We start from the raw sequence: 21,445 nt of genomic DNA on the forward strand, positions 1-21,445 counted from the left end.
TCCCGGGTGTCGCGGTCATTCCAGCGGGTCTGCCATTCGGTATCTTTGACCGATAAGCCGTGATTGTAAGCACCGAATAGCGCGGCGCTGGCCAACGCCACCAGCGTCAAGGCCAAAGCCAGCAGAGCGAGCAGCTTCTGTATCCCCGTCATACGGGTTTGAGAATCCGTCGGTTACCGCGTACAGCGTGCCGGTCGAAAAGTCCCACAAGGTTTTCACGAGGCGTCCCGCTGGCGCCCCCGTTAGCATGTTCATGCCAAAGGTGTTGATCAGCAGGTACTCGTTCTCCGGGAAGTTGAACGGCACGATGTAGAAACTCCTGGTACTGCCGGTCGCCGTCGTTTCAGATCGAACATAGGTCCAGTTCTGAAACGCCCGCGTGAACAGCGCAGATGGCGTACCCGAGTCGAACAAAAGCTTTGACGACCCATCCCATAACCGAAGCCCGAACCGCGCCACCGGTTGCGCGCCGAAGGTGGCGGCGAAGTACCGGCCATTGGGCTGGTTGGTCCTGTCGTCATAGGCCCGGACGTAGAAGCCGGTCCAATTGCCGGCGGAACCAATCACCTGCATCGCCGTTAGCCCGCCGATGCCACCGGTGTCTGGGCGACAGAACACCAGCGGCGGCTCGCGGCCAAGATCAAACTGGGCGAACGCCTTCTATCTCTGGTTGAGTCTGCATGACGATCCGCGAGCGTATCCGTCGGATCTTCTTCTGGCGGAGCTCCTTCACAGCTATCGCCCTCTGCACTGCCGCGATGCTGCTTACCACCTTCGCAAATCGCGCAACCCAATAACCACACATTTCAAGGCTGCGCGTGGCGCGGCGAGGAATCCCCGTGCCCCAAGTATGCAAACTCGACCAGACCATAGAGCCTATCGAGGCGACCGTGGTCACCACCATCGACCAGCACCGGCCGCCCACCAACGCAACTGCGGTTACAGCTCAGGCTAATGACGCTGCCAGCATCATGTCCGTGATCATGCAGGTCGCTGCGAATCCAAATGTCGACGTCAGCAACATGGAGCGGCTGATGCAAATGCACGAGCGCCACGTCGACCGACAGGCTTCGGCGGCATTCAGCGTCGCAATGGTCAGCGCGTAGAAGCGAATCAAGCCGGTGACGCGCAACGCGCTCAAAGTCAGCATCCGCGAAGACATCGTCATGTATGCAGCCAAAGCGCTGCAAACTCACATCGACCAGATCAACGTGTCGCTGGGCGGAAAGGCTCGTATGCCGGCGGTACCGGCGGACTTCGCCGGCGCCATCAAAAGCAAAAAGAGCATCAGCAGCTTGCGCGATGCCGCTGACTCGGAGCCGGCCCGAGCAAAGATTGCAGCCAGCCAAATCGGCGACAGCATCCGCGCCAACTTGGCCAGCCTGGTCGAACTCGCCGCCGATTACGTGTTCCTGTTCAACGACGTCCAGCAGCTGGTCCTCAAGGCCAATGACGACCTGGTCGCGCTGATCAAGGTGCGAATCTCGGAGCATCAGAAAGCCGAGGCCGACAAAGACAAAGAAGATGCACAGCGCGAGCGGATCCGTAAGGAAGAGTTGCAGCGGATTGCGGATGAAGCGAAACCGGTCATCGAGCCAGCACCCGCACAACCAGCACCGACGCCCTCCCCGGTGAGATCCGCTCCAGCGGTTGCAGCGATTGCAAAGCCCGTCGCGACGACAGCAAAGCCGGTGACCTACCGCGCGGAAGTTACGGACCTGGAAGCGCTGGTGCACGCCGTTGCCGGTGACCTCGCCCCGCTCAGCGTACTGACTGTGAACTGGGACGAGCTCGACGCCCTGGTTGCTCAACAAGGTTCGCTTTTCAGCATGGCCGGCGTAACCCTAGTGAACGCTGCGGCATGAGCAAGATCAAGCGAGTAGTAAATCAACGACGCCGGCAGCCCTGGCTGGACCTGCCGGCCAGCGGAATCGAAGAGGTAGGCCATGGCCAAGAGTGGACAGGAACGATCGGCCAAGGTAGCCGAGAAGCGAATCGAGTTCGACGAGAAGGAATTACGGCACCGGTTACGGCTCGGCACCCGGCAGAAGCTTGAAGAACTGATGACCTGGAACGACATCGAGGAAATGAGCGAGGCGGTGCAGAACCTGATCCTGAATGCTCATGCGCTCGGACCTACCCTGTCATACCAAGCGATTGAAAGTCCGCGCCACAAAGTGCAGATAAGCGAAAACGTGGCGCGGATGTTTCGGAATGAAAGTTTGGCCGAGTTGAAACGTGACCCTGGCGACGAGGTTGTCGTGCCAAGTCAGACCTTGGTCGACTGAGTGAAGATCCATGCAAAAGCGACAGCAGCAATGATAGGCCTGATCAGGTCCGTCGCTGGAACCTGTCCGGTGAAGATTCGCAGTCCCGTGGTTATGAAAACAGCTACTGCCGCAACAATGCCTAGCACTGCAATCCAACGAAAATATCTTGGAAACATCGTGTCACTCCCTTGAAGAAAGGCGCGATCGTAATTGCAATTAGCCATCACATCAACTCACGCTGCGCATCCGGTCACGGAGGGCGGCGCCTGACTGGAGATACACCATGAAAAAGATCGATGAGATCAAAGACTGCTTGGCGCAAGCGCTGGCCGATGCTCACCTGCAGATGGTTGAGCAAGATTGCCAGGGCTTCGACTACAAGATCGGCGAGTTTCGCGGGCTAAAGGTTCGCATCGTGGCGGAGCAGGAAGGGCTCGGCGTCATGGACACGCTGGGAATCGACGGCAAACTGAATCTGCGAAGCCTGACCCACCCTCATCTATTGCGCTGAACGCCAGCGTGCTGGGTTAGATGAGCGTTGCAGCATCTTTCCAGGTTATCAATGGAATCTCACCCGAACCCTGGCGATCCGACAGCCATGCTCGAGCTACATCGACATTGAATGTGTATCCATGCCTTTCCATCTCCGCAATGGCTTCACAAGTGATCACATACGAACTACACCCTGCGCAAGCAATGCCGATTCCGTCGTGATCGGTCTCCAGTTCCTGGGCTTCATTGGTCCCACAGATAAAACAGAAGCACGTTCTCATACCGATACTCCTTTGGCTGATCGCTCAAATGTAGTCGATCTCAGCGAGGTAGCTCCGCTACTTCCTCGCCCCAAGCTCCCGGCCCGCAACCTGAGCCAGCCCACGATCAGGGTAAGTCTGGTCACCAGCTACAACCGGAATCACCACCTCGTCAACGCGCTTCACCTCGACGTTGATCCGCCAGACCTCCTGGCCGCTCTCCAGTGTTTCGCACTCCATGTAGTTCCAGAGCCGAAAGCCTTCGTGCTCGTCATAAATATCGTGCTTGGTCATGTGGCGATCCTTTTGAGGTGGCCGGATCGTAGCACCTCATGAGGATTGGCCATGGCCACTGAAAACATGATCACCGCCAGCGAAAGCAATGGCCGGGTAACGAATCATTGAAGCGTTGATGGCGGCCACCTAAAAAACCAGTATCACGTTCTTTCCACCCTGTACTCATGTGCAACGTCTCGGATTGCGGAAACTCCAATGCAGGTAAGCACATGAAAGTCGTCAACCAAGCCTCGTGTCATCAAGCCACTCAGGTCTCCGAGAGTCACTAATCCATCTGATACAAGCCCCTTAAACAATTCGACAATCTCCTGATCGCTTGCGCGCTCAATTTCGTAATCGCCGACTTTTAAAACTACATCTTTCAGAATCTCTACACGACCAAGTGTGATGTCATATCTCGCTATTAACATCTCAACGACAGCAGAATCTTCGCCATTGTTTTTTAAAGACAAAAACCGATGTTCTATACCAAACTCCTCGCCATTAACTCGTGCATAAATCACTGCCTGAGCAATCAAATTTATCCAGCCAGCACCCAAAATTAGACGTTCCCCAATCTCAATTGAGGCGCGCAGCGCTCCGCTCTCATTTTCACAAGCGTCGACAAAGTCAACATTCTCGGGCAATTGCCCCTCATGCAATAAAGAACATCGAAAATACACATAAATAATATGTTCAATCAATCTATTCTCACCTTCGAATAAAATTGATAGCCCAGAACTCCCATATTCCTCTGTAGTCGTTGAGTTAAATAGCAGCTTATATATTCTCCCCCCAAGAAACCAAGTGAAAGCTTCAGGATCTCGCATAACGTCATTCTTATTTACGAGAGATTTGGTCTCTCCTTTTGGGAAAGCTTTCCTTGAGGAAGCAGCAACCGCAATCATTAGTTGTGCGAACGCTCCAATATGACGCCCTGTAGCTATAAGAGCTTCTGCGTCGTTAACTCGATCCTTGATGCTCATTTTAGCCCCTCACAGAGATCCAACTTCGAAAAACCAATATACCGGCGAGGTATCCCCATGCCCACAGAAAATCAATACAAGGATTCGTTCGGTCCGAATGGTCGAACCTTCCATATCCACCTGAGCGTGCGCGGCGCGCTTCGAGACTTCAGCAAGCGCCAGCTGACCGGCATGTTCCGGTGGGATGATGGCCGCAAATGCACAGCCGACGAGGCGCAAGAGCATCTGTGCGAGTGTCTGGCCCAGGGCAAAGAGGTGTTGCCGTTCGGGCAGCTTTGTGATGGCTTCGACTTTACGGGCGGTGGCTGCCCAGGGCATGACAAGGTGGCCGCATGAAGCGCATCTACCTCAGCGGGCCTATGACTGGCCTGCCCGGCCTCAACTTCCCCGCCTTCGCCACAATGACCGCCAGCCTGCGTGCCGACGGCCATACCGTCACCAACCCCGCCGAGCTAAACCCTGATGGCCGTACCTGGAACGACTGCATGCGCCGCGACATCGCCGCCCTGATGGACTGCGACACGGTGGCCACGCTCCCTGGCTGGAACCATTCAAAAGGCGCCCGCCTTGAAGTGCTGATCGCTGAACGCCTCGGCATGACAGTTGTGAATGCCCATGACTTGGTGACAATTAACAGTAATTTTTGTTGCTAACCAACAAGCTTTTTTAGAATAACATTGGAAGCATGATAGAGCTCAGCATTTTCATTCCTCACACAAGTTGAGCACTCACTAACAACGCGATAGAGCTCCGAAAAATTTACCGCACCACCACTAAAAACAACCTCAAACATATATTGCACCAACTTTTGAACCCTTACCTCAATATCTTTAGGGGCGCTATCAAATGCCTTCAACTCTGCATCACTCAAAAGGAAGATCAAACTCTCCCAGCAACGATCAACCTGAGAGCACTTTCCGAACCATGCTTTCTGCTTCTCTTGAATCAGACCTAAGACGTCGACAACGTTAAGTGGACTACCATGATGATTAGACTCATAACACTTCTGAAACATAATATTTATATATGCATCAGCAAGAGCACTTCCATCTAATGACGACTGAAACTCTTTTATCGCCTTGTATTTCTCAGAATGCTTGAACTGAGCCTGCCAAGCATTCATTGTTTTCACACCAACACCCGCCACCAGGATAGTCGCAATGTAACTTCCAAGCTCAAACATACTCTTCAAATTCAGCGTATCACTAAAAGAAATACCTCCCCCACCCCAGATAGCTCCAGACGCAAAGGCGATAAGTACTGCAATTAAAAAAACAGGTTTCAAGCGCCACCCCCAAATTCATGTTTAACGCATCAGCATGATAGCCCACGTCATGCCTCCTCCCCCTTCAAAGTCAGCCGCTATAGCGGCAAGGACAGGTATTGCCCAATGAAAGCACTTTCAATCCGCCAGCCTTGGGCTTGGCTGATCATTCACGGCGGTAAGGACATCGAGAACCGCAGCTGGCACACCAAGTTCCGGGGTCGATTCCTTGTGCATGCGGCCAAGGGCATGACCAGCAACGAGTTCACCCAAGCGCTGCTGTACTGCGCTGAGAGAGGCCTGACATTACCGGATCGTGAGGACATGCTGCGCGGCGGCATCATCGGCTCCGTCGTCCTGGCCGATAGCCGCGATACGAGCAACTCGCCCTGGTACATGGGAGAAAAAGCATTCCTCCTGGTTGACCCGAAGCCCTTGCCGTTCGTGCCACTGAAGGGGCGGCTCAACTTCTTCGAAGTTCCTGACGAACTGGTGACGCCATGATCCCTATCGCCGCCCTCGCCTACATGGCCTGGCTCATCTACACGGGGCCACTATGAAGAGAAAGAACGGCTCGCCCCGCCAGCCGCTTCAGGAAGGGGCTGATTGGTTTGCAGTTAGTGAGGCGAACGATTAGACACTAGCTCACCTGCCCAACTTTCCTCGCACCCTTCATCAGATTCCCATAACCCTCCTACCAGCCTGCCGGTGAACGGCGGGCAAGGAATACTCATGACCAAAGAAAACGTGTACGACGAACAAATCAGCCCTCTGGTCCACCAGATCATCAACATCTGCAAGGAACACAACATCGCGTTGCTGCTCTCGGCGCAATTGGAAGATGAGGACGAGCGGCAGCTGTATTGCACAACCATCCTCCCGGGTGATGACGATGTGTCTGACGAGAAGTTTGTCCAGGCACTGAACATCATCAGGCCGCCCAGCCGTTCTGCCATGCACACCACCACCACCACTCATACAGATGGCAGCCAGACCCTGACCGCAATCATCTGAACCCCACCTTATGCCACCACGCGCGGCATGGAGCACAGCATGCAATCCGAAATCCTATCGGACGAAGAACTGGCCGACATCACCGGCTATAAGGCCAGGGCCTATCAACGGCGCTGGCTCGATGACCGCAAGTGGCTCTATGTCGAGAGCCGAGGCAAGCGCCCGCTGGTGGGTCGGCAGTACGCCCGCATGAAGCTGGGCATGATCTCGCCGACCATCATTGACCCCAACCCGCCGCCGGCCGTGCCCGCATGGACGCCTGACTTTTCGCGAGTGAACTTATATGCGCCCCCGCAAGACCGAATACCACCACCTCCCCCTCGGATGTATCAGCGGTCCCGCACTCGCAAAAACGGCCAGGTGTGGACCGCTTACTACTACCGTGACCTGCTGGGCAATGACATACCGCTGGGGAAGGACCTGGACAAAGCCAGGATCAAATGGGCTGAACTCGAAGCCAAGGAAAAGCCCCTGGACCTGCGAACCATGAAAGGGATCTTCGACCGGTACATTCGCGACATCATCCCCAAGAAGGCCGCGCGGACACAGGAAGACAACATGGCGGAGATCAAACAGCTCCGCCCTATGTTCGACAGCGCGCCAATCGACTCGATTACACCGGCGACGATTGCCGGGTATCGAGATGCACGCTCGGCAAAGGTCCGAGCGAATCGCGAGATTGCTACTTTGTCCCACGTCTTCAATATGGCTCGGGAGTGGGGTCTAACCACCAAGGAGAACCCGTGCCAGGGCGTGCGCAAGAACAAGGAAACCCCACGCGACTACTACGCGAACGACGTGGTGTGGAATGCGGTGTACCAAAAATCGGGCCAGGAACTAAAAGACGCCATGGACCTGGCCTACCTTACCGGCCAGCGACCAGCTGACGTACTGGTGATGCGCAAGGATGACATCGAGGGAGGATTCCTGATGGTTCAGCAAAACAAAACAAGCAAGAAGCTTCGGATTCAGATAACGACCAACGGGTTGGCGAACAGCCTTGGCCAGTTGATGGCGCAGATCGCCACGCGAAACGCTCAGCACGTTTCGAGTTATCTCATCGTGAGCAAGAGGGGAAAAAGAATGACCCCTACGATGCTGCGTAAGCGCTGGGATGAAGCGAGGGAAAAGGCGAAGCTGAAGGCGATCGAGAATGGTGACACGCTCTTGGCGGGTCGAATTGCAGAGTTTCAGTTTCGAGACATCAGGCCCAAAGCGGCATCGGAGATCAAAGATATCAGCGAAGCGAGCTTGCTCTTGGGGCACACAAAGGGTGATATCACCGAGCGGGTTTATCGTCGCGTTGGGGCCATCGCGCAGCCTTCGAAATAGCCAGAAAATGCGTTCCATAACTCAGAAGGGGCCCCTTGTAGAATGCGGGCTGTAGACAGGCGGTAAGCTGCCAGTTATGGAACGAAAAACCTACCGCAAACTACGGAATTAGAGGGTTTGTATGGCGGTCTTGAAAACCGTCGACTGTAACAGGTCCATGAGTTCGAATCCCATCGCCTCCGCCATATTTGTACGTCAAAGCCCTGATTATTCAGGGCTTTTTCGTTTCTGGGGTTTGGCCAAAACCCCTCCACCCCCGAAGCGTTACAAAACTATCCCGCTTTTCCCGCCTTCCGGCATCCTGCCACCCCACGATCACCATCCAAAAAATCCTGCTGCTACGCTGAAACTGCTCACCGGCTGCACCGCTCAACAGCACCCAGCGCCGACCCATGTAGCACCCGCAACGATTCTCTATCGTTACCCAATGCCGGAAAACGCCATGCTGTTAGCCCACACATTTGTCAGTCACGACATGAAAGACCCGGACAGTGCAAAATTCAGAGACACATTCTTCATTACGGCAGATGCAAGGGGGGGAGAGCCGCGACAAGACCAAGGACTCTTGGTGCGTTGAAGTTAATAGCAAAAATAGTTACGGGAGTTACATTGGCTACACATGGGCACTGGTACCTGCTGGTGGAAAATCAGTAATCATCGGAGGTAACTCTCTTGGGCAAATGGCAACGCAGATCTGTGCGTCTGCGGTATACCCTCCGGCTTGACCCGGGCGCATCCTGTCCATGCGCCAATTGCGCTGGAGTATTAACGCAAAAAAACCTACCCCCCCTGAAATATGGGCTGTAGGTTTTTTTTGACAAGTCGGTTAATTAAGCGCTTGGCACTGATTGACATTGAATGGCGAACGGCTTACCCCATTTTTGCCTCGTATCGCACGTCATTCACGCACGGGTATAAAAGCAAAAAAACGCGTTGATGACCGAGGGATTTCGAATCCCTTCCGCCTACCTCCTGCGACAGACTCACGTGACATCGCAAAGCCTTTACCGTCAGGCGCGAGTGAGTTGTCGCATAACTCAGGAGTAAGGCGACAAGCGTGGCTACTTTGGGCCTTGCGCAGCGGTTCTCAGCGGCACGCTGGTTGGCCGCAAACCCAGTAATGGTGCTGGCTGCGCCATCAAAACTGGCAATATGCCGCTATCCATTTCACTGCCGTTTGTCGGGACAATTGATCAAAAAATGAACGGACTCGGACTTTTTCGTTCAGAATACGCAGCAGGTGACACAGGCTCTGATCCTCACCTAGCCCCAGAAGCGGAAGTTAAACCTCATATGCACTAAGTGCGAATGGGGATTTTTATTACCTGAAAATGGGGATAATCGAATGATTAGAAGTTCATTCGCGAAGCTCACTTTTATCTCGACAGCGTAATACCGCAAGACTAATTAATAGAAATTGCTGGATCTTAATTGCAGTCAGTAACTGTAAGTTCCAGTTAAGTCCAACTGAGAGTCATGTATTGATTCACTACTAGAACAAAGAGGCAACCGGTAACCATGGAGCTTAATATGCTTTCTTCGTCGACCGTGGAATTTTTGCGTTTGGGAGTTGTATATGTCCACCTTATTGCCTGCTGTGTGGCAATCGGGCTTGTTTTGACCAGCGATATTGCAATGGTCAAGCAACTCCTGAAGGGGGATGCGTCAGGTCAGCATGATGACGCGCACATGGAAAGTCTTCAAAAAACCGTAGTGCTTGCCCTTGTAGCTCTTTGGATTACGGGCATTGGTATTGTCGGGATAGATTATGCCGGCAAGGGGATGGAGTATTTCCTCAATCCAAAGTTGCAAGCCAAGATCGGCATAGTTGTACTGCTGACCATTAATGGCGTCGTGTTGCATAGCGCGGTATTGCCTGCTCTGAAAAAAGCCGGTTCGTTACTGAAACTCTCCTTCAGCCTGCGCATGCTGGCGCTGTTCTCGGGGGCGTTCTCTGGCGTGTCGTGGTTCTATGCCGCAATGCTGGGTGTTGGTCGTCCGCTGGCCTGGAAATACTCGTTGGTGGAGTTGCTGGCAGCCTATCCGGTCCTCATCGTCGGTGGATTCGGGATGATGGTGATGCTCACCATCTGGGCCAAAAACAAGAGCACGGCAGAATCTACGGAGCAAGGCACCTGGACAGTAGGAAACGCCGCCCTGGCTGGATGGTGAAGCCAGGTTGAACAAGGACGTTCAGCTTTAGCCAATAAATCCCGCTGTTAGCTGTTAACCCAATCTCACTTGAGGATACCCAAATGAAATCCATGAAAGCTCTCTTCGTCGTCGCCGCTCTGACCGTTTCCTCTCTGGCTATGGCCACAGGTGGCGGTGGTGACCGGACCATCGCACGCATGGAGAAAGCCCGGAAAGTCTCGATGGAAGCCTACCAGGTTGCACAGAAACAGAAGGCTGAAGCCGCTGTAGCTCAAGGCAAAGCCAAGGCGGCCGATCACTCCAACTCCTGATCTGTCTGTCGCGTCCCCGATCTGACGGAGGTGCTGCTAGAAGTTTGAGGTCGTCATGTTTGCTTTTGGAACGAGGCTGGCGATTACCAGAGGTCAGGTTTGGCTTACAGTAGTGTTCTGAGCTTGATCGTGTCCGTGTCCAGGATGGATCCAGGGATTTACCATAAACGCCGTTATCAGCAGTCTCGTTCGCTTACCTTGACTCGGCTTCGCAGTCGGACAGCATCGGCTGCGGGATCGAATCAATGGGACATAAAACCCTTAATAAATCCCTTAGCTGTTCGCTGGGTGAATATCTGCCGGCTACAACCGGCCGAAAGCAGACTTTAAGTCTGGCGCGCGGGTATGATCCGGATTAGCCAGGCCCCTATTGGATCCACGCTTATGCCAGCCTCCCAAATTCGCCCCTCACCCGCACCATTGCTCAAGCAAGGCGAGACGGTGGTCTTGTTCGACGGCGTATGTAAGCTGTGCAATGGCTGGGTGAGGTTCTTGATCCGCCATGACCGCCACCGACGCATTCGGTTGGCGACAGTACAGTCGCCCGAGGGGCAGGCACTGCTTGCTTGGGCAGGTTTGCCCATGGATCAATTCGACACCATGGCCGTGATCCGCGACCAACACTACTGGGTGCGCTCGGATGCATTTTTCGAAGTCATCGCGCAATTGCCCGCGAGTTGGCTGCCAGTGAGACTTCTACGCATCTTCCCACGCAAGCTTCGGGATTGGGCATACGATCGCATTGCGCTGAATCGCTATAGGCTTTTCGGAAAATACGATACCTGCCTTTTGCCTGATCCTGATCATGAACAACGTTTTTTGAAGGCGCCAATGTGAACGCCTTGGTACGCATTAACGGGATCGCCCGAGGCGGCCTCGCGTTCATGTTTGGCTACCATGGTCTGGTTCCCAAGTTGCTATGGTCGAGTCCAGGTGAGCGGACACTGATCCAGTCTCATGGGATCAACCAGGTGGAGCTAGTGGCCTGAGCGCTGCTATTTCGGACCGGTTTGAGTCCCGGTTTCGCAGGTTGGCGGAGCAGCGCCCGTATTGCAGGCGGATTGATCCCGTGGCTTCGCACTAGCGACGATAGTAGCGGTGATCGTCCTCGTAGCGGTGCCGCATGGCCCAATCATGGTGGCGCTCCCAATCACGATGGCGTTCGGCTTCTCGGCGGGCTTGCTCTCTACGCCAGTCGTCTCGGCGCCAATCGTCTCGGCGCCAATCGTCTCTACGATCGTGCCAACGGCCGTCATGCCAGTATCGGTCGTCATGGGCAAGCAACGGCCCTGGCTGCTTGCCGGCCATACTGGCCAAGGTCGGCCAAGGGTTGCCGGCAGCCTGGACCGGAGCCTGAACGGCTGCGGCTTCAGTTGCAAAAACAGGGGTTGAGGTCTTCATCTGTGTTGCTGATGCCGAGCCCACTGCCGCGAATGCGAACAGGCCAAAGAGCACCATCCGTGGGTCATGGAATTTCATGAGCGAAGACAACCTCTGATTGACAATTGGACGTGTGGCCATCTGGCTGCGGGAAATCTGCGGGTTCGCGCTTACCGAGCTGATGTGCTTATCCACATAGACCGATAAATAGGGAAAAGTTCTAGGGAGCCGCTACTTAAATAGCCAACGGCCTCAGCGTTCGGCCCCTTTGAGGCTTGCTATCTCGATGTCCGCTTGGATCCAGGCAGTGTGAAAACGCATGCACCGTGTTGAAGTCCGCGTTGCTACATAAAATCTGCCAGTGTTTGGTTGGTCAGCAGACCTGAAATTTGCGTAGGGACGCGATTTTCGTACCGGTTCTGACCATCAAACCTGCTCTAAAACGTTTTCACACAGCCTGGATCGTCAGGGTACTCATGGCGAACCCTCCGATGCGGATCTATTCCCGCCCTGCTACAGCGATGTCACCGGCTATACATTTGCCCCCTCTGCTCCCCACCGTAGTAACGCCCGTGATCACGTCCGTGCCCATCATGGTCATGCCAGTACGGCCAGCACCCGCCGAGCAACAGCGCTGCTGACATCACCAAAATCAAAGTAGCTGTACGTTTCATTTGATCATCTCCTCGCAGGTGAAGCCTGACACTATGATCGTTCGATCCCCTCCCATTAAGGAGGTTCAAAACACCCGATCACCTGGCCCCACCAGGCGTCCTTAACCTCAGGCAGCACTGGCAGCAGGAGGGCCAAGGGAGGTCAGTGCAATTTGACAGGCAAGATAACCAATGGAATGCCATTTAGATGCAGCCTGCACTGCAACCAGTAGCAGGATCTGCACGCCAATGCCGACCAACCCCACGCCGCGCGATCCAGCGCTTCGGGCATGGTGGTCGCGTAGTTATGCTTTCTCTCCTGACGACCAGACGCCGGCTTTGTAATAACCATGAAATATCAAAGGTTATTATTTGGCGCTTTCTAACAGAGGCAAATTGCTATTGTCCGCTGTAGAACATGCAGCCAGAGGCTCTTGAATGGAAATGACACCTGCTGAAAACACCAAATCCAGGGGATGGGTGTGGGGGTATAAAAAGATCAGGAGCTTTGGATGCTCTCGAAGGACGGCCTTCTACAGGGCAAGCCTCTATGCCCTTCGAGGTGACTCGGGAGTTTTCTCCGGCAAGCGGGGTTTGCAAAGATTTCGACTAAGACGTTAGGTAATAACCAGCCAGCCCCTGAATGGTTATTGGCAAACCTTGGGGGTAGCGTCCGCCCAGCACGTATCGCCTCGCCATCCATGGACTGGTAAAGAGAAATACGGCTGTGCGAACAACTGAAACGATACACCAACCGATTTAGAGCTGCCAACTTTTACATTCACGACTGCCAGTGAGCGGCGGGCGAGGAGCACTCATGCCTCACGCACTCGACGACCGGCTTCTACTGAACCGGCTCCAGTAACAGGTCCATAAATTCGAAGCCCCTGCCTCCTAAATCCGCCGCCCTCCTCCGGCGCTCTGCCGAACGAGCACAATTGATCTTTTCAAACTGAACAAAGCGCTTTACCTTCCTTGAGTTGGCTATAACTAGAAGATCGCCAAGGAGGTGTTCGCAATGCAGTTTTTCCGGTCTCTATTCGCCCTGCGCCATAAATATCGAAATTTTGCCTTGGTCGATCACAAAGGAGTGTGTGTGGCCTTCAAGCAATGCCGCCTGCCACCGCAGAACGGTCGCTGGGTGGAAGTCGAAGAATTTCGCCTGAACTGGCTTCAACACCCGCTTCCTTCCAGTGCGCGCATCCCCCCGAAGCCCGTCGCGCACAAACTCACGGAAAACTAGTCCGCCCCTACAGCTCGTCGCCTCAAATCACACTCTGCGCAGCCGTCGATTACTGTCTATGCAAGCGATATCAGCAAAAGGCAACACCGTGAACAGCGACCAGGCCCCGACTGAAAAGCTCAGGATCCTTTTTGTTCACTTAGTACCGGGAGTGGGGTCAGGCGCGGCATTGATATTCAGGAGGTCATCATGTGGCTCAACGAATCCGAGCAGGACCTACGGCGCGATCTTCAGGGCATTGCGTCTGATTTCAGATGGTCAATCGTTGATCTGACGCAAATTGCCAAACGATTGAGCGACGCAGGAAATGAAGCCGATGCTCAGGCAGTGCTGAGGATGTGCCGGGTGTTCCAGGCGGGTGAAGAGCGGTTGATTGCGTACGCCGATGAGGTGAAGGCCCGGGCAATCCATCGGACTAAAGCCGAGTAGATCGCTCGGCAGTCAGGCCTTCAGTTTGAGGTGAGCGCAAGAGCAAATCCCTCATGCGGCGTCACCCTTGCTGCGCTCAATCAACAATGAACAATCTGGCGCCCGGGCCACTGCAGGATTGATGCGCCTGTGCGTTGTCGCCGACCTGATAGCTCATTCCCGCGGTCAATACGAACTTTCGCCCGTCTTCGAGGGTGGTTTCCAGCTCACCCTCCATACAAAACAAAACATGCCCTTTGTGACACCAATGGTCTGCAAGGTAGCCAGGGCTGTACTCCACCATGCGCACCCGAATCCGATTCGACTCGTCGCCGAAAACCCGGGTTCGCCAATAGGCCATCCCTGTCTCTCCCGGATGCTCTGTCCTTTCGATCTCAGCCCAGTTGGTGACGCCAAAAGCGAACGCATCCATCTTCATACTTCTTTTCCTTAAGTGTTTTTGGCCAATAGCTGCGGCCATCAGCCTACCACTTATGCCTTCGAGGTCACCATTGCACACAAGCGAATGAACGACTGAGCCGGCAATACCGGCTCAGCCTCTCGTGTCATTAGTTTTTTTGAGCGTGCTCAATGTCCTTTAAAGCCCTATTGGTCAGGTCTATGCACTTTTGTTTGTCGCCAGCTTTCTGCGCTTTTTCCGCGGCTATTCGCGCATCTCGAATTTGATCCAGTTGAGGTTGGCCCATCACGGGGGTCGCCTTTTCGTTTCTGATTTTTTTCAGATTAATGGTGCATAGATCGTCCGCCGCAAAGAGCGGCGTAGCGACCAATGCGGCAACCATAAACAGAATGGATCGTTTCATAGGACTCTCTCTTCTATTAAGTGGCGGGAGTATCACTATAGATCGTGGCAGACAGTCATGCCTGGCTACGCTTGACAATCTCAGCACTGCTGGCCGCGAACATCGCCCTGGGAATGCTTGATGCTGCAGTCGAAGAGGTTAATGGTCTGCCCGTCGGGGTTACCTGCGTGACGGGCGCTCTTTCGCGCTTTGGAAACATCCGCGCCAGGCAGGCTGAAACGGATTTCGCCGACCCGGCGATAAAGCTTTATCATTGCGCAAGGTTTGCTGACAGAGTCCGTCATGAAGTTCGCCATTGCCCTTTTCTCCGCTGCCCATGCGCCCTCCTCGCGCCGCGCTCTGCTGTTCGCTCAGGCGGCACTGGCCGGTGGCCATGAGATTGTGCGGCTGTTTTTCTATCAGGACGGTGTTCACAGCGCGTCAGGCAATATCGTCACCCCGCAAGATGAGCAAGATTTGCCGTTGCAATGGCGCTCGTTCGTCAGTGAGCATCAGCTCGACGGCGTGGTGTGTATTGCTGCCGCCTTGCGCCGCGGCGTGCTGAATGAAGAAGAAGCCCTGCGTTATCAGCGTCCGGCCGTCAATTTGAGCGCGCCTTGGGAGTTGTCCGGGCTGGGTCAATTGCATGACGCCGTGCAATCGGCCGACCGATTGATTTGTTTCGGAGGGCCATGAAATGCCTAAATCGTTGCTGATTATCAGTCGGCAGGCGCCTTGGTCAGGCCCCAGCGCTCGCGAAGCATTGGACATCGTGCTGGCCGGCGGCGCTTTTGATTTGCCGATTGGCCTGCTGTTTCTGGATGACGGTGTATTCCAGCTTGCACCTACCCAGGATGCCAGGGCCGTTCAGCAAAAAGACCTCAGCGCCAATCTGCAGGCGCTGTCGCTGTTTGGTGTTGAAGATGTTTTTGCTTGCGCCAACAGCGTAATGGAGCGTGGGTTTGCGCCACTCGGCCGGAACATGGACGCAGTGCAATTGCTGAACCCGGAGCAAATCTCCTCGATTATTGATCGTTACGACCAGGTTATAACTCTCTGATGTCGACTTTGCATGTGTTGTCCCACTCGCCGTTTACCGATAACCGGCTGACCAGTTGCCTGCGTCTGCTCGGCGCGCAAGACGCGATTCTGCTCTGCGGCGACGCGGTGTATGCCCTGCAACCCGATAGCGTACCGCTCAGCGCACTGGAGGCTCGAATCGATACGCTGCGCTTGTTCGTTCTGTCGGAAGATATCCAGGCCCGTGGGCTGGATATCCCTGGCTGGGTCAAACGCGTCGATTACCCAGGGTTTGTCGAGCTGTCGATTCACTATGACAAGGTCAACACCTGGCTATGAAGTCGCTCACTGTCGGTATTCATAGCATTGGCCTCGATAAAGACGGGTACCTGGTAGACCTGAACGATTGGTCCGCAGAGGTGGCAAGTGCACTGGCCGCCGCCGAAGACCTCGAGCTGAGCCCGGAACACTGGGAGATCCTCGAGTTACTGCGCGGGTTTTATCAGGAGTTCCAGCTGTCTCCGGCGACCCGCCCGCTGATCAAATACACAGCGCTGAAGCTGGGTCCCGACAAGGGCAACAGCCTGCACCTGAACCGACTGTTCAAAGGCACTCCCGCCAAACTTGCCGCCAAGCTGGCGGGCCTGCCCAAACCGACGAATTGCTTATGACTGATTTTGCGCCGCTGACGACCGAAACACCGACCGAACACCCTTTCGCGCCATTCGTGCGAATCCTGGGCAAGGGCAAGCGCGGTGCCCGCAGCCTGACCCGCGAAGAGGCACGCGAAGCCATGGGCATGTTGCTCGACGAGAAAGTCGAGGACACGCAACTGGGCGCATTCCTGATGCTGCTGCGGCACAAGGAAGAAAGCCCTGAGGAACTGGCCGGTTTTACCGAAGCGGTTCGTGAACGATTGACAGCGCCGGCCTTGAAGGTTGATCTGGATTGGCCGACCTATGCCGGCAAGAAACGTCATCTGCCGTGGTATCTGCTGGCAGCCAAATGCCTGGCTCAGAACGGTGTGCGTATTCTGCTGCACGGCGGCGGCGCCCATACCGCAGGTCGCCTGTACAGCGAGCAGCTTCTCGATCAATTACAGATCCCGCTGTGCCGCAATTGGCAGCAAGTCGGTACGGCGCTCGATCAAAGCAACCTGGCGTTTATCCCGCTCGGTGACTGGGCGCCCCAGTTGCAACGGATGATCGATCTGCGCAATACCCTGGGCCTGCGCTCACCCATCCACTCTCTGGCACGCATCCTCAATCCACTGGGCGCTCGCTGTGGCCTGCAAAGTATTTTCCATCCCGGCTACCAGGGCGTGCACCGCGACGCCAGCGGCTTGCTGGGCGACAACACCATCGTCATCAAAGGCGATGGCGGTGAGATCGAAATCAACCCGGACACCATCAGCCATCTGTATGGCACCACAGGTGGCGAAAGCTGGGATGAGGAATGGCCTGCGCTGTCGGCCCAGCGTCATGTCAAACCCGCGACCCTGGACCCCGAGCAACTGAGCGCGCTCTGGCGCGGCGACGTGCAGGACAGCTACCCGCAACTGGCGCTGATCTCGACCATGGCGCTGGCCCTGCGCGGCCTCGGCACGCCGCGGGAGCAGGCGTTCGAATTGGCTCAGCAGTACTGGGACGCTCGGGACAAATCGATTTAACCGATCATTAACGCCCAACCTTTGCGCTTTTTGTTCGAAGCCATCGGCATAGACTCAACTCCAACGTTTAACGACCGAGGAGTTCGAGATGGGTTTGCTTATTGAAGGGCACTGGCGTGACCAGTGGTACGAGAGCAGCAAAGACGGCGCATTCCAGCGCGAACAAGCGCAACGCCGTAACTGGCTGACCGCTGATGGCAGACCTGGCCCTAGCGGTGAAGGTGGTTTTCCCGCCGAGGCCGGTCGCTATCACCTCTATGTGTCTCTCGCTTGCCCCTGGGCCCAGCGCACGCTGATCCTGCGCAAGCTCAAAGGCCTTGAAAGCCTCGTCGACGTCTCTGTCGTCAGCTGGTTGATGCTGGAAAACGGCTGGACCTTCGATAAAGCGTTCGGCTCCAGCGGCGACCGCCTCGATAACCTGTCCTACATGCATCAACGCTACACCGCAGACGCCGTCGACTACACCGGCCGTGTCACGGTGCCTGTGCTCTGGGACAAGCAGCACAAGCGCATCGTCAGCAATGAATCAGCGGAAATCATCCGCATGTTCAATAGTGCATTCGATGGCTTGACCGGAAATGACCTGGACTTCTACCCGCAACCTCTACGGGCAGAGATTGATGAGCTGAACGCGCGGATCTATCCGGCGGTAAACAACGGCGTTTATCGGGCTGGCTTCGCCACCTCGCAGCCGGCGTATGAAGAAGCCTTCGATGAGCTGTTCACCGAACTCGACTGGCTGGAAAAGAGACTGGGCGAGAAGCGCTATCTGGTCGGCGAACACCTGACCGAAGCCGATATCCGACTGTTCACCACGCTGATTCGCTTCGACGCAGTGTATTACAGCCACTTCAAATGCAACCTGCGGCGAATTGCCGATTACCCGAATCTTTCGAACTGGTTACGTGAGTTGTATCAGTGGCCGGGGATTGCCGAGACCGTGGACTTCACGCACATCAAGGGGCATTACTTCGCGAGCCACCGCACCATCAATCCGACCGGGATCGTGCCGAAAGGGCCTGCGCTGGACTTCGATGCCAGTCATGATCGGGGACGGTTGAGCGGGAAAGGGATTTGGCGCAAGGCCGAGGTCTGAGAAGGGATTTGTGTGCAATTGATGGCCTCTTCGCGGGCAAGCCTCGCTCCTACGGGATTGGTGTCGATCACATTATTGTGGCCTGACACAAATCCCGTAGGAGCGAGGCTTGCCCGCGAAGCTTTTTTCAAACCTGCGACTGTGCCCCTTCAAACCACTTCAGTTTCTCGCGAAGCTGTACCACTTCCCCAACAATCACCAGCGTCGGCGCATGCACTTCATGCTCGGCAACCAGCTGTGGAAGATTGGCCAGCGTGCCGGTAAAGACCCGTTGATTCGAGGTGGTGCCCTGCTGGATCAAGGCTGCCGGAGTATCCGCCGAACGACCGTGTTTGATCAGTTGCTCACAGATGATCGGCAAGCCAATCAAGCCCATGTAGAACACCAGAGTCTGCGCTGGAGCTACCAAATCGCTCCACGGCAAATCCGTGGTGCCATCCTTCAGATGCCCGGTCACGAAACGCACCGATTGCGCATAATCACGATGTGTCAGTGGAATCCCGGCATACGCCGCACAACCACTCGCCGCGGTGATACCTGGCACAACCTGAAATGGAATGCCATGGGCCGCCAGCTCTTCGATCTCTTCGCCGCCACGACCAAAGATAAACGGATCGCCGCCTTTCAAGCGCAATACCCGCTTGCCCTGCTTGGCCAGATCAACCAGATGCTGATTGATCTGCTCCTGCGGTAACGCGTGATCAGCCCGACGCTTGCCGACGTAGACCCGCTCGGCATCACGACGACACAGCTCAAGAATCGCCGGAGCTACCAAACGGTCATACAACACCACGTCCGCTTGCTGCATCAGCCGCAGGGCACGGAAAGTCAGCAGGTCCGGATCGCCCGGCCCGGCTCCAACCAGATAGACCTCGCCCGGCGCGACAGGCGCGGCGCCATTGATTTTAGCCAGCAACAAGCGCTCGGCTTCCGCGCCCTGCCCAGCCATTTGGCGGTCGGCAATCGGTCCCTGGAAAACATCTTCCCAGAATGCTCGCCGCTGCTGCACATCAGGGAACAGACTTTTGACCTGGTTGCGAAAGCGCGCCGCCAAACCGGCCAACTGGCCATAAGTCGAGGGAATCCAGGTCTCCAGCCTGGCCCGAATCAACCTTGCCAGAACAGGTGCATCGCCGCCGCTGGAGACAGCAATAATCAGTGGCGAACGGTCGACGATCGCCGGAAAAATCACGCTGCACAATGCCGGAGCATCGACCACGTTGACCGGCACGCAACGCTGATGCGCATCGTTGGAAACCTGCGCGTTGAGCGATTCATCGTCAGTGGCCGCGATAATCAGCACGCAACCATCGAGATCGGCCGCGGCATAACCGCGCAAGACCAATTCACCGCCACTGCTCTGTACCAGTTCGCGCAGCTGGGTTTCTATTTCAGGTGCAACCACCCGCAGTAGCGCACCGGCATCGGCCAGCAGGCGGGATTTGCGCAAGGCAATCTCCCCCCCACCGACGACCAACACACGACTGCCGCGCAGGTTGTGGAACAGCGGCAGAAATTCCATTTAGCCGATGACCTCAATGCCGCCCATGTACGGTTTGAGCACGGCCGGTACACGGATCGAACCGTCGGCCTGCTGATAGTTCTCCAGCACTGCCACCAGGGTACGACCGACCGCCAGACCGGAACCGTTCAGGGTGTGAACCAGCTCAGGCTTGCCGGTTTCCGGGTTACGGAAACGCGCTTGCATGCGACGGGCCTGGAAATCGCCGCAGTTGGAGCACGACGAAATTTCACGGTATTTGTCCTGGCTCGGAATCCACACTTCCAGGTCGTAGGTCTTGACCGCGCTGAAGCCCATGTCGCCGGTACACAGCGCCAGTGTACGGTACGGCAGTTCCAGCAGTTGCAGGACTTTCTCGGCGTTGGCGGTCAGGCCTTCCAGCGCTTGCATCGAAGTCGATGGCTCGACGATCTGGACCATTTCGACCTTGTCGAACTGGTGCTGACGAATCATCCCTCGCGTGTCACGACCCGACGCACCGGCTTCGCTACGGAAGCACGGGGTGTGAGCCACGAATTTGATCGGTAGCAGTTTCGGGTCAATGATTTCGCCCGAAACGATGTTGGTCAGCGACACTTCAGCGGTCGGAATCAGGTACAGATCGGCTTCGCCTTCGCGACTGATCTTAAACAGGTCTTCCTCGAACTTCGGCAGTTGACCGGTGCCCTGCAAGGCCGGCGCCTGAACCAGATACGGCGTGTAAGCCTCTTCGTAGCCATGCTCGCTGGTGTGCAGGTTGATCATGAACTGCGCGAGGGCGCGGTGCAGACGAGCGATCGGCCCGCGCAGCAAGGCGAAACGGGCGCCGGACAGCTTGGCGGCGGTTTCAAAATCCAGCCAGCCGAACTTCTCGCCCAGCGCAACGTGATCCTTGACCTCGAAGTCGAAGGTGGTCGGCGTGCCCCAGCGGCGCACTTCGACGTTGCCGTCTTCGTCATCACCAATCGGCACCGACTCGTGTGGCAGGTTTGGGATACCCAGCACAATCGAGTCCAGCTCGGTCTGGATCGCGTCCAGCTCGAACTTGCCGACACCAAGCTCGTTCGCCATGCGCTCGACGTCAGCCATCAACGGCGCGATGTCTTCGCCGCGTTGCTTGGCCTGACCGATGGATTTGGAGCGCGCGTTACGTTCAGCCTGCAGCGCTTCGGTGCGGGTCTGGACGGTCTTGCGCTGTTCTTCCAGCGCTTCGATGCGCGCAACGTCCAGGGCATAGCCACGGGATGCCAGGCGGTCCGCTACGTCCTGAAGGTTGCTACGTAACAGTTTGGAATCGAGCATGTCGGTCTCTC

At 55.7% G+C, this 21,445-nt stretch carries 28 protein-coding genes and 4 pseudogenes; 23 read left to right on the forward strand and 9 right to left on the reverse strand.

The window, feature by feature from the left end:
• Positions 1–153: 153 nt before the first annotated feature.
• Positions 154–633: pseudogene (locus tag AC07VR_RS13425) on the reverse strand (hypothetical protein); the annotation flags it as partial.
• Positions 634–839: 206 nt separating this feature from the next.
• On the opposite strand from AC07VR_RS13425, the gene AC07VR_RS13430 reads away from it, so the two are divergent.
• The 4 genes from AC07VR_RS13430 to AC07VR_RS13445 all read left to right on the forward strand — a co-directional run bounded on the left by AC07VR_RS13430 (position 840) and on the right by AC07VR_RS13445 (position 2,781).
• The gene (locus tag AC07VR_RS13430) at positions 840–1,106 is read left to right on the forward strand and encodes a hypothetical protein (protein ID WP_495011491.1); all 267 of its coding nucleotides are present in this window, start codon (positions 840–842) and stop codon (positions 1,104–1,106) included.
• 15 nt (positions 1,107–1,121) lie between these two features.
• Positions 1,122–1,865, forward strand: a complete 744-nt coding sequence (locus tag AC07VR_RS13435; RefSeq protein WP_495011492.1) for a hypothetical protein — start codon at positions 1,122–1,124, stop codon at positions 1,863–1,865.
• An 81-nt stretch (positions 1,866–1,946) separates the two neighbouring features.
• Positions 1,947–2,288: a hypothetical protein gene (locus AC07VR_RS13440; RefSeq protein ID WP_495011493.1), complete on the forward strand. Its 342-nt coding sequence runs from the start codon at positions 1,947–1,949 to the stop codon at positions 2,286–2,288.
• A gap of 265 nt (positions 2,289–2,553) precedes the next feature.
• Complete coding sequence (locus AC07VR_RS13445; protein ID WP_495011494.1) at positions 2,554–2,781, forward strand: hypothetical protein; 228 nt, start codon at positions 2,554–2,556, stop codon at positions 2,779–2,781.
• A 319-nt stretch (positions 2,782–3,100) separates the two neighbouring features.
• On the opposite strand, the gene AC07VR_RS13450 is transcribed toward AC07VR_RS13445, so the two are convergent.
• A complete protein-coding gene (locus AC07VR_RS13450; RefSeq protein ID WP_495011495.1) occupies positions 3,101–3,316 on the reverse strand; it encodes a hypothetical protein in 216 nt (71 codons plus the stop codon).
• 143 nt (positions 3,317–3,459) lie between these two features.
• Positions 3,460–4,284: an Rv1289 family protein gene (locus AC07VR_RS13455; RefSeq protein WP_495011496.1), complete on the reverse strand. Its 825-nt coding sequence runs from the start codon at positions 4,282–4,284 to the stop codon at positions 3,460–3,462.
• 57 nt (positions 4,285–4,341) lie between these two features.
• Here AC07VR_RS13455 and AC07VR_RS13460 point away from each other — a divergent pair, with 57 nt between their 5' ends.
• Positions 4,342–4,620: a hypothetical protein gene (locus AC07VR_RS13460; RefSeq protein ID WP_495011497.1), complete on the forward strand. Its 279-nt coding sequence runs from the start codon at positions 4,342–4,344 to the stop codon at positions 4,618–4,620.
• Entirely contained in the window at positions 4,617–4,937 is a 321-nt protein-coding gene (locus tag AC07VR_RS13465) for a DUF4406 domain-containing protein (RefSeq protein ID WP_495011498.1), read from the forward strand. The genes AC07VR_RS13460 and AC07VR_RS13465 overlap by 4 nt, the downstream gene beginning before the upstream one ends.
• Here the strand turns inward: AC07VR_RS13465 and AC07VR_RS13470 are convergent.
• Positions 4,934–5,569, reverse strand: a complete 636-nt coding sequence (locus tag AC07VR_RS13470; protein ID WP_495011499.1) for a hypothetical protein — start codon at positions 5,567–5,569, stop codon at positions 4,934–4,936. The genes AC07VR_RS13465 and AC07VR_RS13470 overlap by 4 nt on opposite strands.
• A 105-nt stretch (positions 5,570–5,674) precedes the next feature.
• On the opposite strand from AC07VR_RS13470, the gene AC07VR_RS13475 reads away from it, so the two are divergent.
• From AC07VR_RS13475 to AC07VR_RS13510, 8 genes and pseudogenes are all read left to right on the forward strand, one after another.
• Positions 5,675–6,052, forward strand: a complete 378-nt coding sequence (locus tag AC07VR_RS13475; protein WP_495011500.1) for an ASCH domain-containing protein — start codon at positions 5,675–5,677, stop codon at positions 6,050–6,052.
• A gap of 228 nt (positions 6,053–6,280) precedes the next feature.
• Entirely contained in the window at positions 6,281–6,562 is a 282-nt protein-coding gene (locus tag AC07VR_RS13480) for a hypothetical protein (protein WP_495011501.1), read from the forward strand.
• Between the two features lie 39 nt (positions 6,563–6,601).
• Positions 6,602–6,841 (forward strand): annotated as a pseudogene (locus AC07VR_RS13485) (DUF4224 domain-containing protein); the annotation flags it as partial.
• Positions 6,842–6,845: 4 nt separating this feature from the next.
• Positions 6,846–7,894, forward strand: a pseudogene (locus AC07VR_RS13490) (tyrosine-type recombinase/integrase).
• Between the two features lie 121 nt (positions 7,895–8,015).
• Positions 8,016–8,471, forward strand: coding sequence for a hypothetical protein (locus AC07VR_RS13495; RefSeq protein WP_495011502.1), 456 nt, complete (start codon positions 8,016–8,018; stop codon positions 8,469–8,471).
• Between the two features lie 941 nt (positions 8,472–9,412).
• Positions 9,413–10,066: a hypothetical protein gene (locus AC07VR_RS13500; protein WP_495011503.1), complete on the forward strand. Its 654-nt coding sequence runs from the start codon at positions 9,413–9,415 to the stop codon at positions 10,064–10,066.
• Between the two features lie 83 nt (positions 10,067–10,149).
• The gene (locus tag AC07VR_RS13505) at positions 10,150–10,359 is read left to right on the forward strand and encodes a co-regulatory protein PtrA N-terminal domain-containing protein (RefSeq protein ID WP_495011504.1); all 210 of its coding nucleotides are present in this window, start codon (positions 10,150–10,152) and stop codon (positions 10,357–10,359) included.
• Positions 10,360–10,743: 384 nt separating this feature from the next.
• Positions 10,744–11,196, forward strand: coding sequence for a thiol-disulfide oxidoreductase DCC family protein (locus tag AC07VR_RS13510; RefSeq protein WP_495011505.1), 453 nt, complete (start codon positions 10,744–10,746; stop codon positions 11,194–11,196).
• 243 nt (positions 11,197–11,439) lie between these two features.
• On the opposite strand, the gene AC07VR_RS13515 is transcribed toward AC07VR_RS13510, so the two are convergent.
• Positions 11,440–11,838, reverse strand: coding sequence for a hypothetical protein (locus tag AC07VR_RS13515; protein ID WP_495011506.1), 399 nt, complete (start codon positions 11,836–11,838; stop codon positions 11,440–11,442).
• Between the two features lie 1,572 nt (positions 11,839–13,410).
• Here AC07VR_RS13515 and AC07VR_RS13520 point away from each other — a divergent pair.
• Positions 13,411–13,635 (forward strand): hypothetical protein, encoded by a 225-nt coding sequence (locus AC07VR_RS13520; RefSeq protein WP_495011507.1) that lies wholly within the window; start codon positions 13,411–13,413, stop codon positions 13,633–13,635.
• Positions 13,636–13,824: 189 nt separating this feature from the next.
• Entirely contained in the window at positions 13,825–14,064 is a 240-nt protein-coding gene (locus AC07VR_RS13525) for a hypothetical protein (RefSeq protein WP_494993314.1), read from the forward strand.
• Between the two features lie 76 nt (positions 14,065–14,140).
• On the opposite strand, the gene AC07VR_RS13530 is transcribed toward AC07VR_RS13525, so the two are convergent.
• Together AC07VR_RS13530 and AC07VR_RS13535 are read right to left on the reverse strand one after the other, a co-directional pair.
• Positions 14,141–14,482 (reverse strand): DHCW motif cupin fold protein, encoded by a 342-nt coding sequence (locus tag AC07VR_RS13530; RefSeq protein ID WP_495011508.1) that lies wholly within the window; start codon positions 14,480–14,482, stop codon positions 14,141–14,143.
• Between the two features lie 130 nt (positions 14,483–14,612).
• Positions 14,613–14,867: a PA2433 domain-containing protein gene (locus AC07VR_RS13535; RefSeq protein ID WP_495011509.1), complete on the reverse strand. Its 255-nt coding sequence runs from the start codon at positions 14,865–14,867 to the stop codon at positions 14,613–14,615.
• Positions 14,868–14,944: 77 nt separating this feature from the next.
• Here AC07VR_RS13535 and AC07VR_RS13540 point away from each other — a divergent pair.
• The 7 genes and pseudogenes from AC07VR_RS13540 to AC07VR_RS13570 all read left to right on the forward strand — a co-directional run.
• Positions 14,945–15,061: pseudogene (locus AC07VR_RS13540) on the forward strand (DUF1275 domain-containing protein); the annotation flags it as partial.
• Between the two features lie 88 nt (positions 15,062–15,149).
• Entirely contained in the window at positions 15,150–15,542 is a 393-nt protein-coding gene (gene tusD / locus AC07VR_RS13545; protein WP_494993317.1) for a sulfurtransferase complex subunit TusD, read from the forward strand.
• Between the two features lies 1 nt (position 15,543).
• Positions 15,544–15,906 (forward strand): sulfurtransferase complex subunit TusC, encoded by a 363-nt coding sequence (gene tusC / locus AC07VR_RS13550; protein ID WP_494993318.1) that lies wholly within the window; start codon positions 15,544–15,546, stop codon positions 15,904–15,906.
• On the forward strand, positions 15,906–16,205 hold the full coding sequence (tusB, locus tag AC07VR_RS13555; RefSeq protein ID WP_494993319.1) for a sulfurtransferase complex subunit TusB: 300 nt from the start codon (positions 15,906–15,908) through the stop codon (positions 16,203–16,205). Before tusC ends, tusB begins: the two co-directional genes overlap by 1 nt.
• The gene (locus AC07VR_RS13560; RefSeq protein ID WP_495011510.1) at positions 16,202–16,537 is read left to right on the forward strand and encodes a TusE/DsrC/DsvC family sulfur relay protein; all 336 of its coding nucleotides are present in this window, start codon (positions 16,202–16,204) and stop codon (positions 16,535–16,537) included. The genes tusB and AC07VR_RS13560 overlap by 4 nt, the downstream gene beginning before the upstream one ends.
• On the forward strand, positions 16,534–17,535 hold the full coding sequence (locus AC07VR_RS13565; RefSeq protein ID WP_495011511.1) for a glycosyl transferase family protein: 1,002 nt from the start codon (positions 16,534–16,536) through the stop codon (positions 17,533–17,535). The genes AC07VR_RS13560 and AC07VR_RS13565 overlap by 4 nt, the downstream gene beginning before the upstream one ends.
• 88 nt (positions 17,536–17,623) lie before the next feature.
• Positions 17,624–18,631 (forward strand): glutathione S-transferase family protein, encoded by a 1,008-nt coding sequence (locus AC07VR_RS13570; protein ID WP_495011512.1) that lies wholly within the window; start codon positions 17,624–17,626, stop codon positions 18,629–18,631.
• 127 nt (positions 18,632–18,758) lie between these two features.
• On the opposite strand, the gene cysG is transcribed toward AC07VR_RS13570, so the two are convergent.
• Both cysG and serS read right to left on the reverse strand, forming a co-directional pair.
• Positions 18,759–20,153, reverse strand: coding sequence for a siroheme synthase CysG (cysG, locus tag AC07VR_RS13575; protein WP_495011513.1), 1,395 nt, complete (start codon positions 20,151–20,153; stop codon positions 18,759–18,761).
• Positions 20,154–21,434 carry a serine--tRNA ligase gene (serS, locus tag AC07VR_RS13580; protein ID WP_494993324.1) on the reverse strand — a complete coding sequence of 427 codons (1,281 nt, stop codon included), beginning with the start codon at positions 21,432–21,434 and terminating at the stop codon, positions 20,154–20,156.
• Positions 21,435–21,445 lie beyond the last annotated feature (11 nt).

It is taken from the genome of Pseudomonas sp. GW821-FHT02H09 (assembly GCF_059421425.1).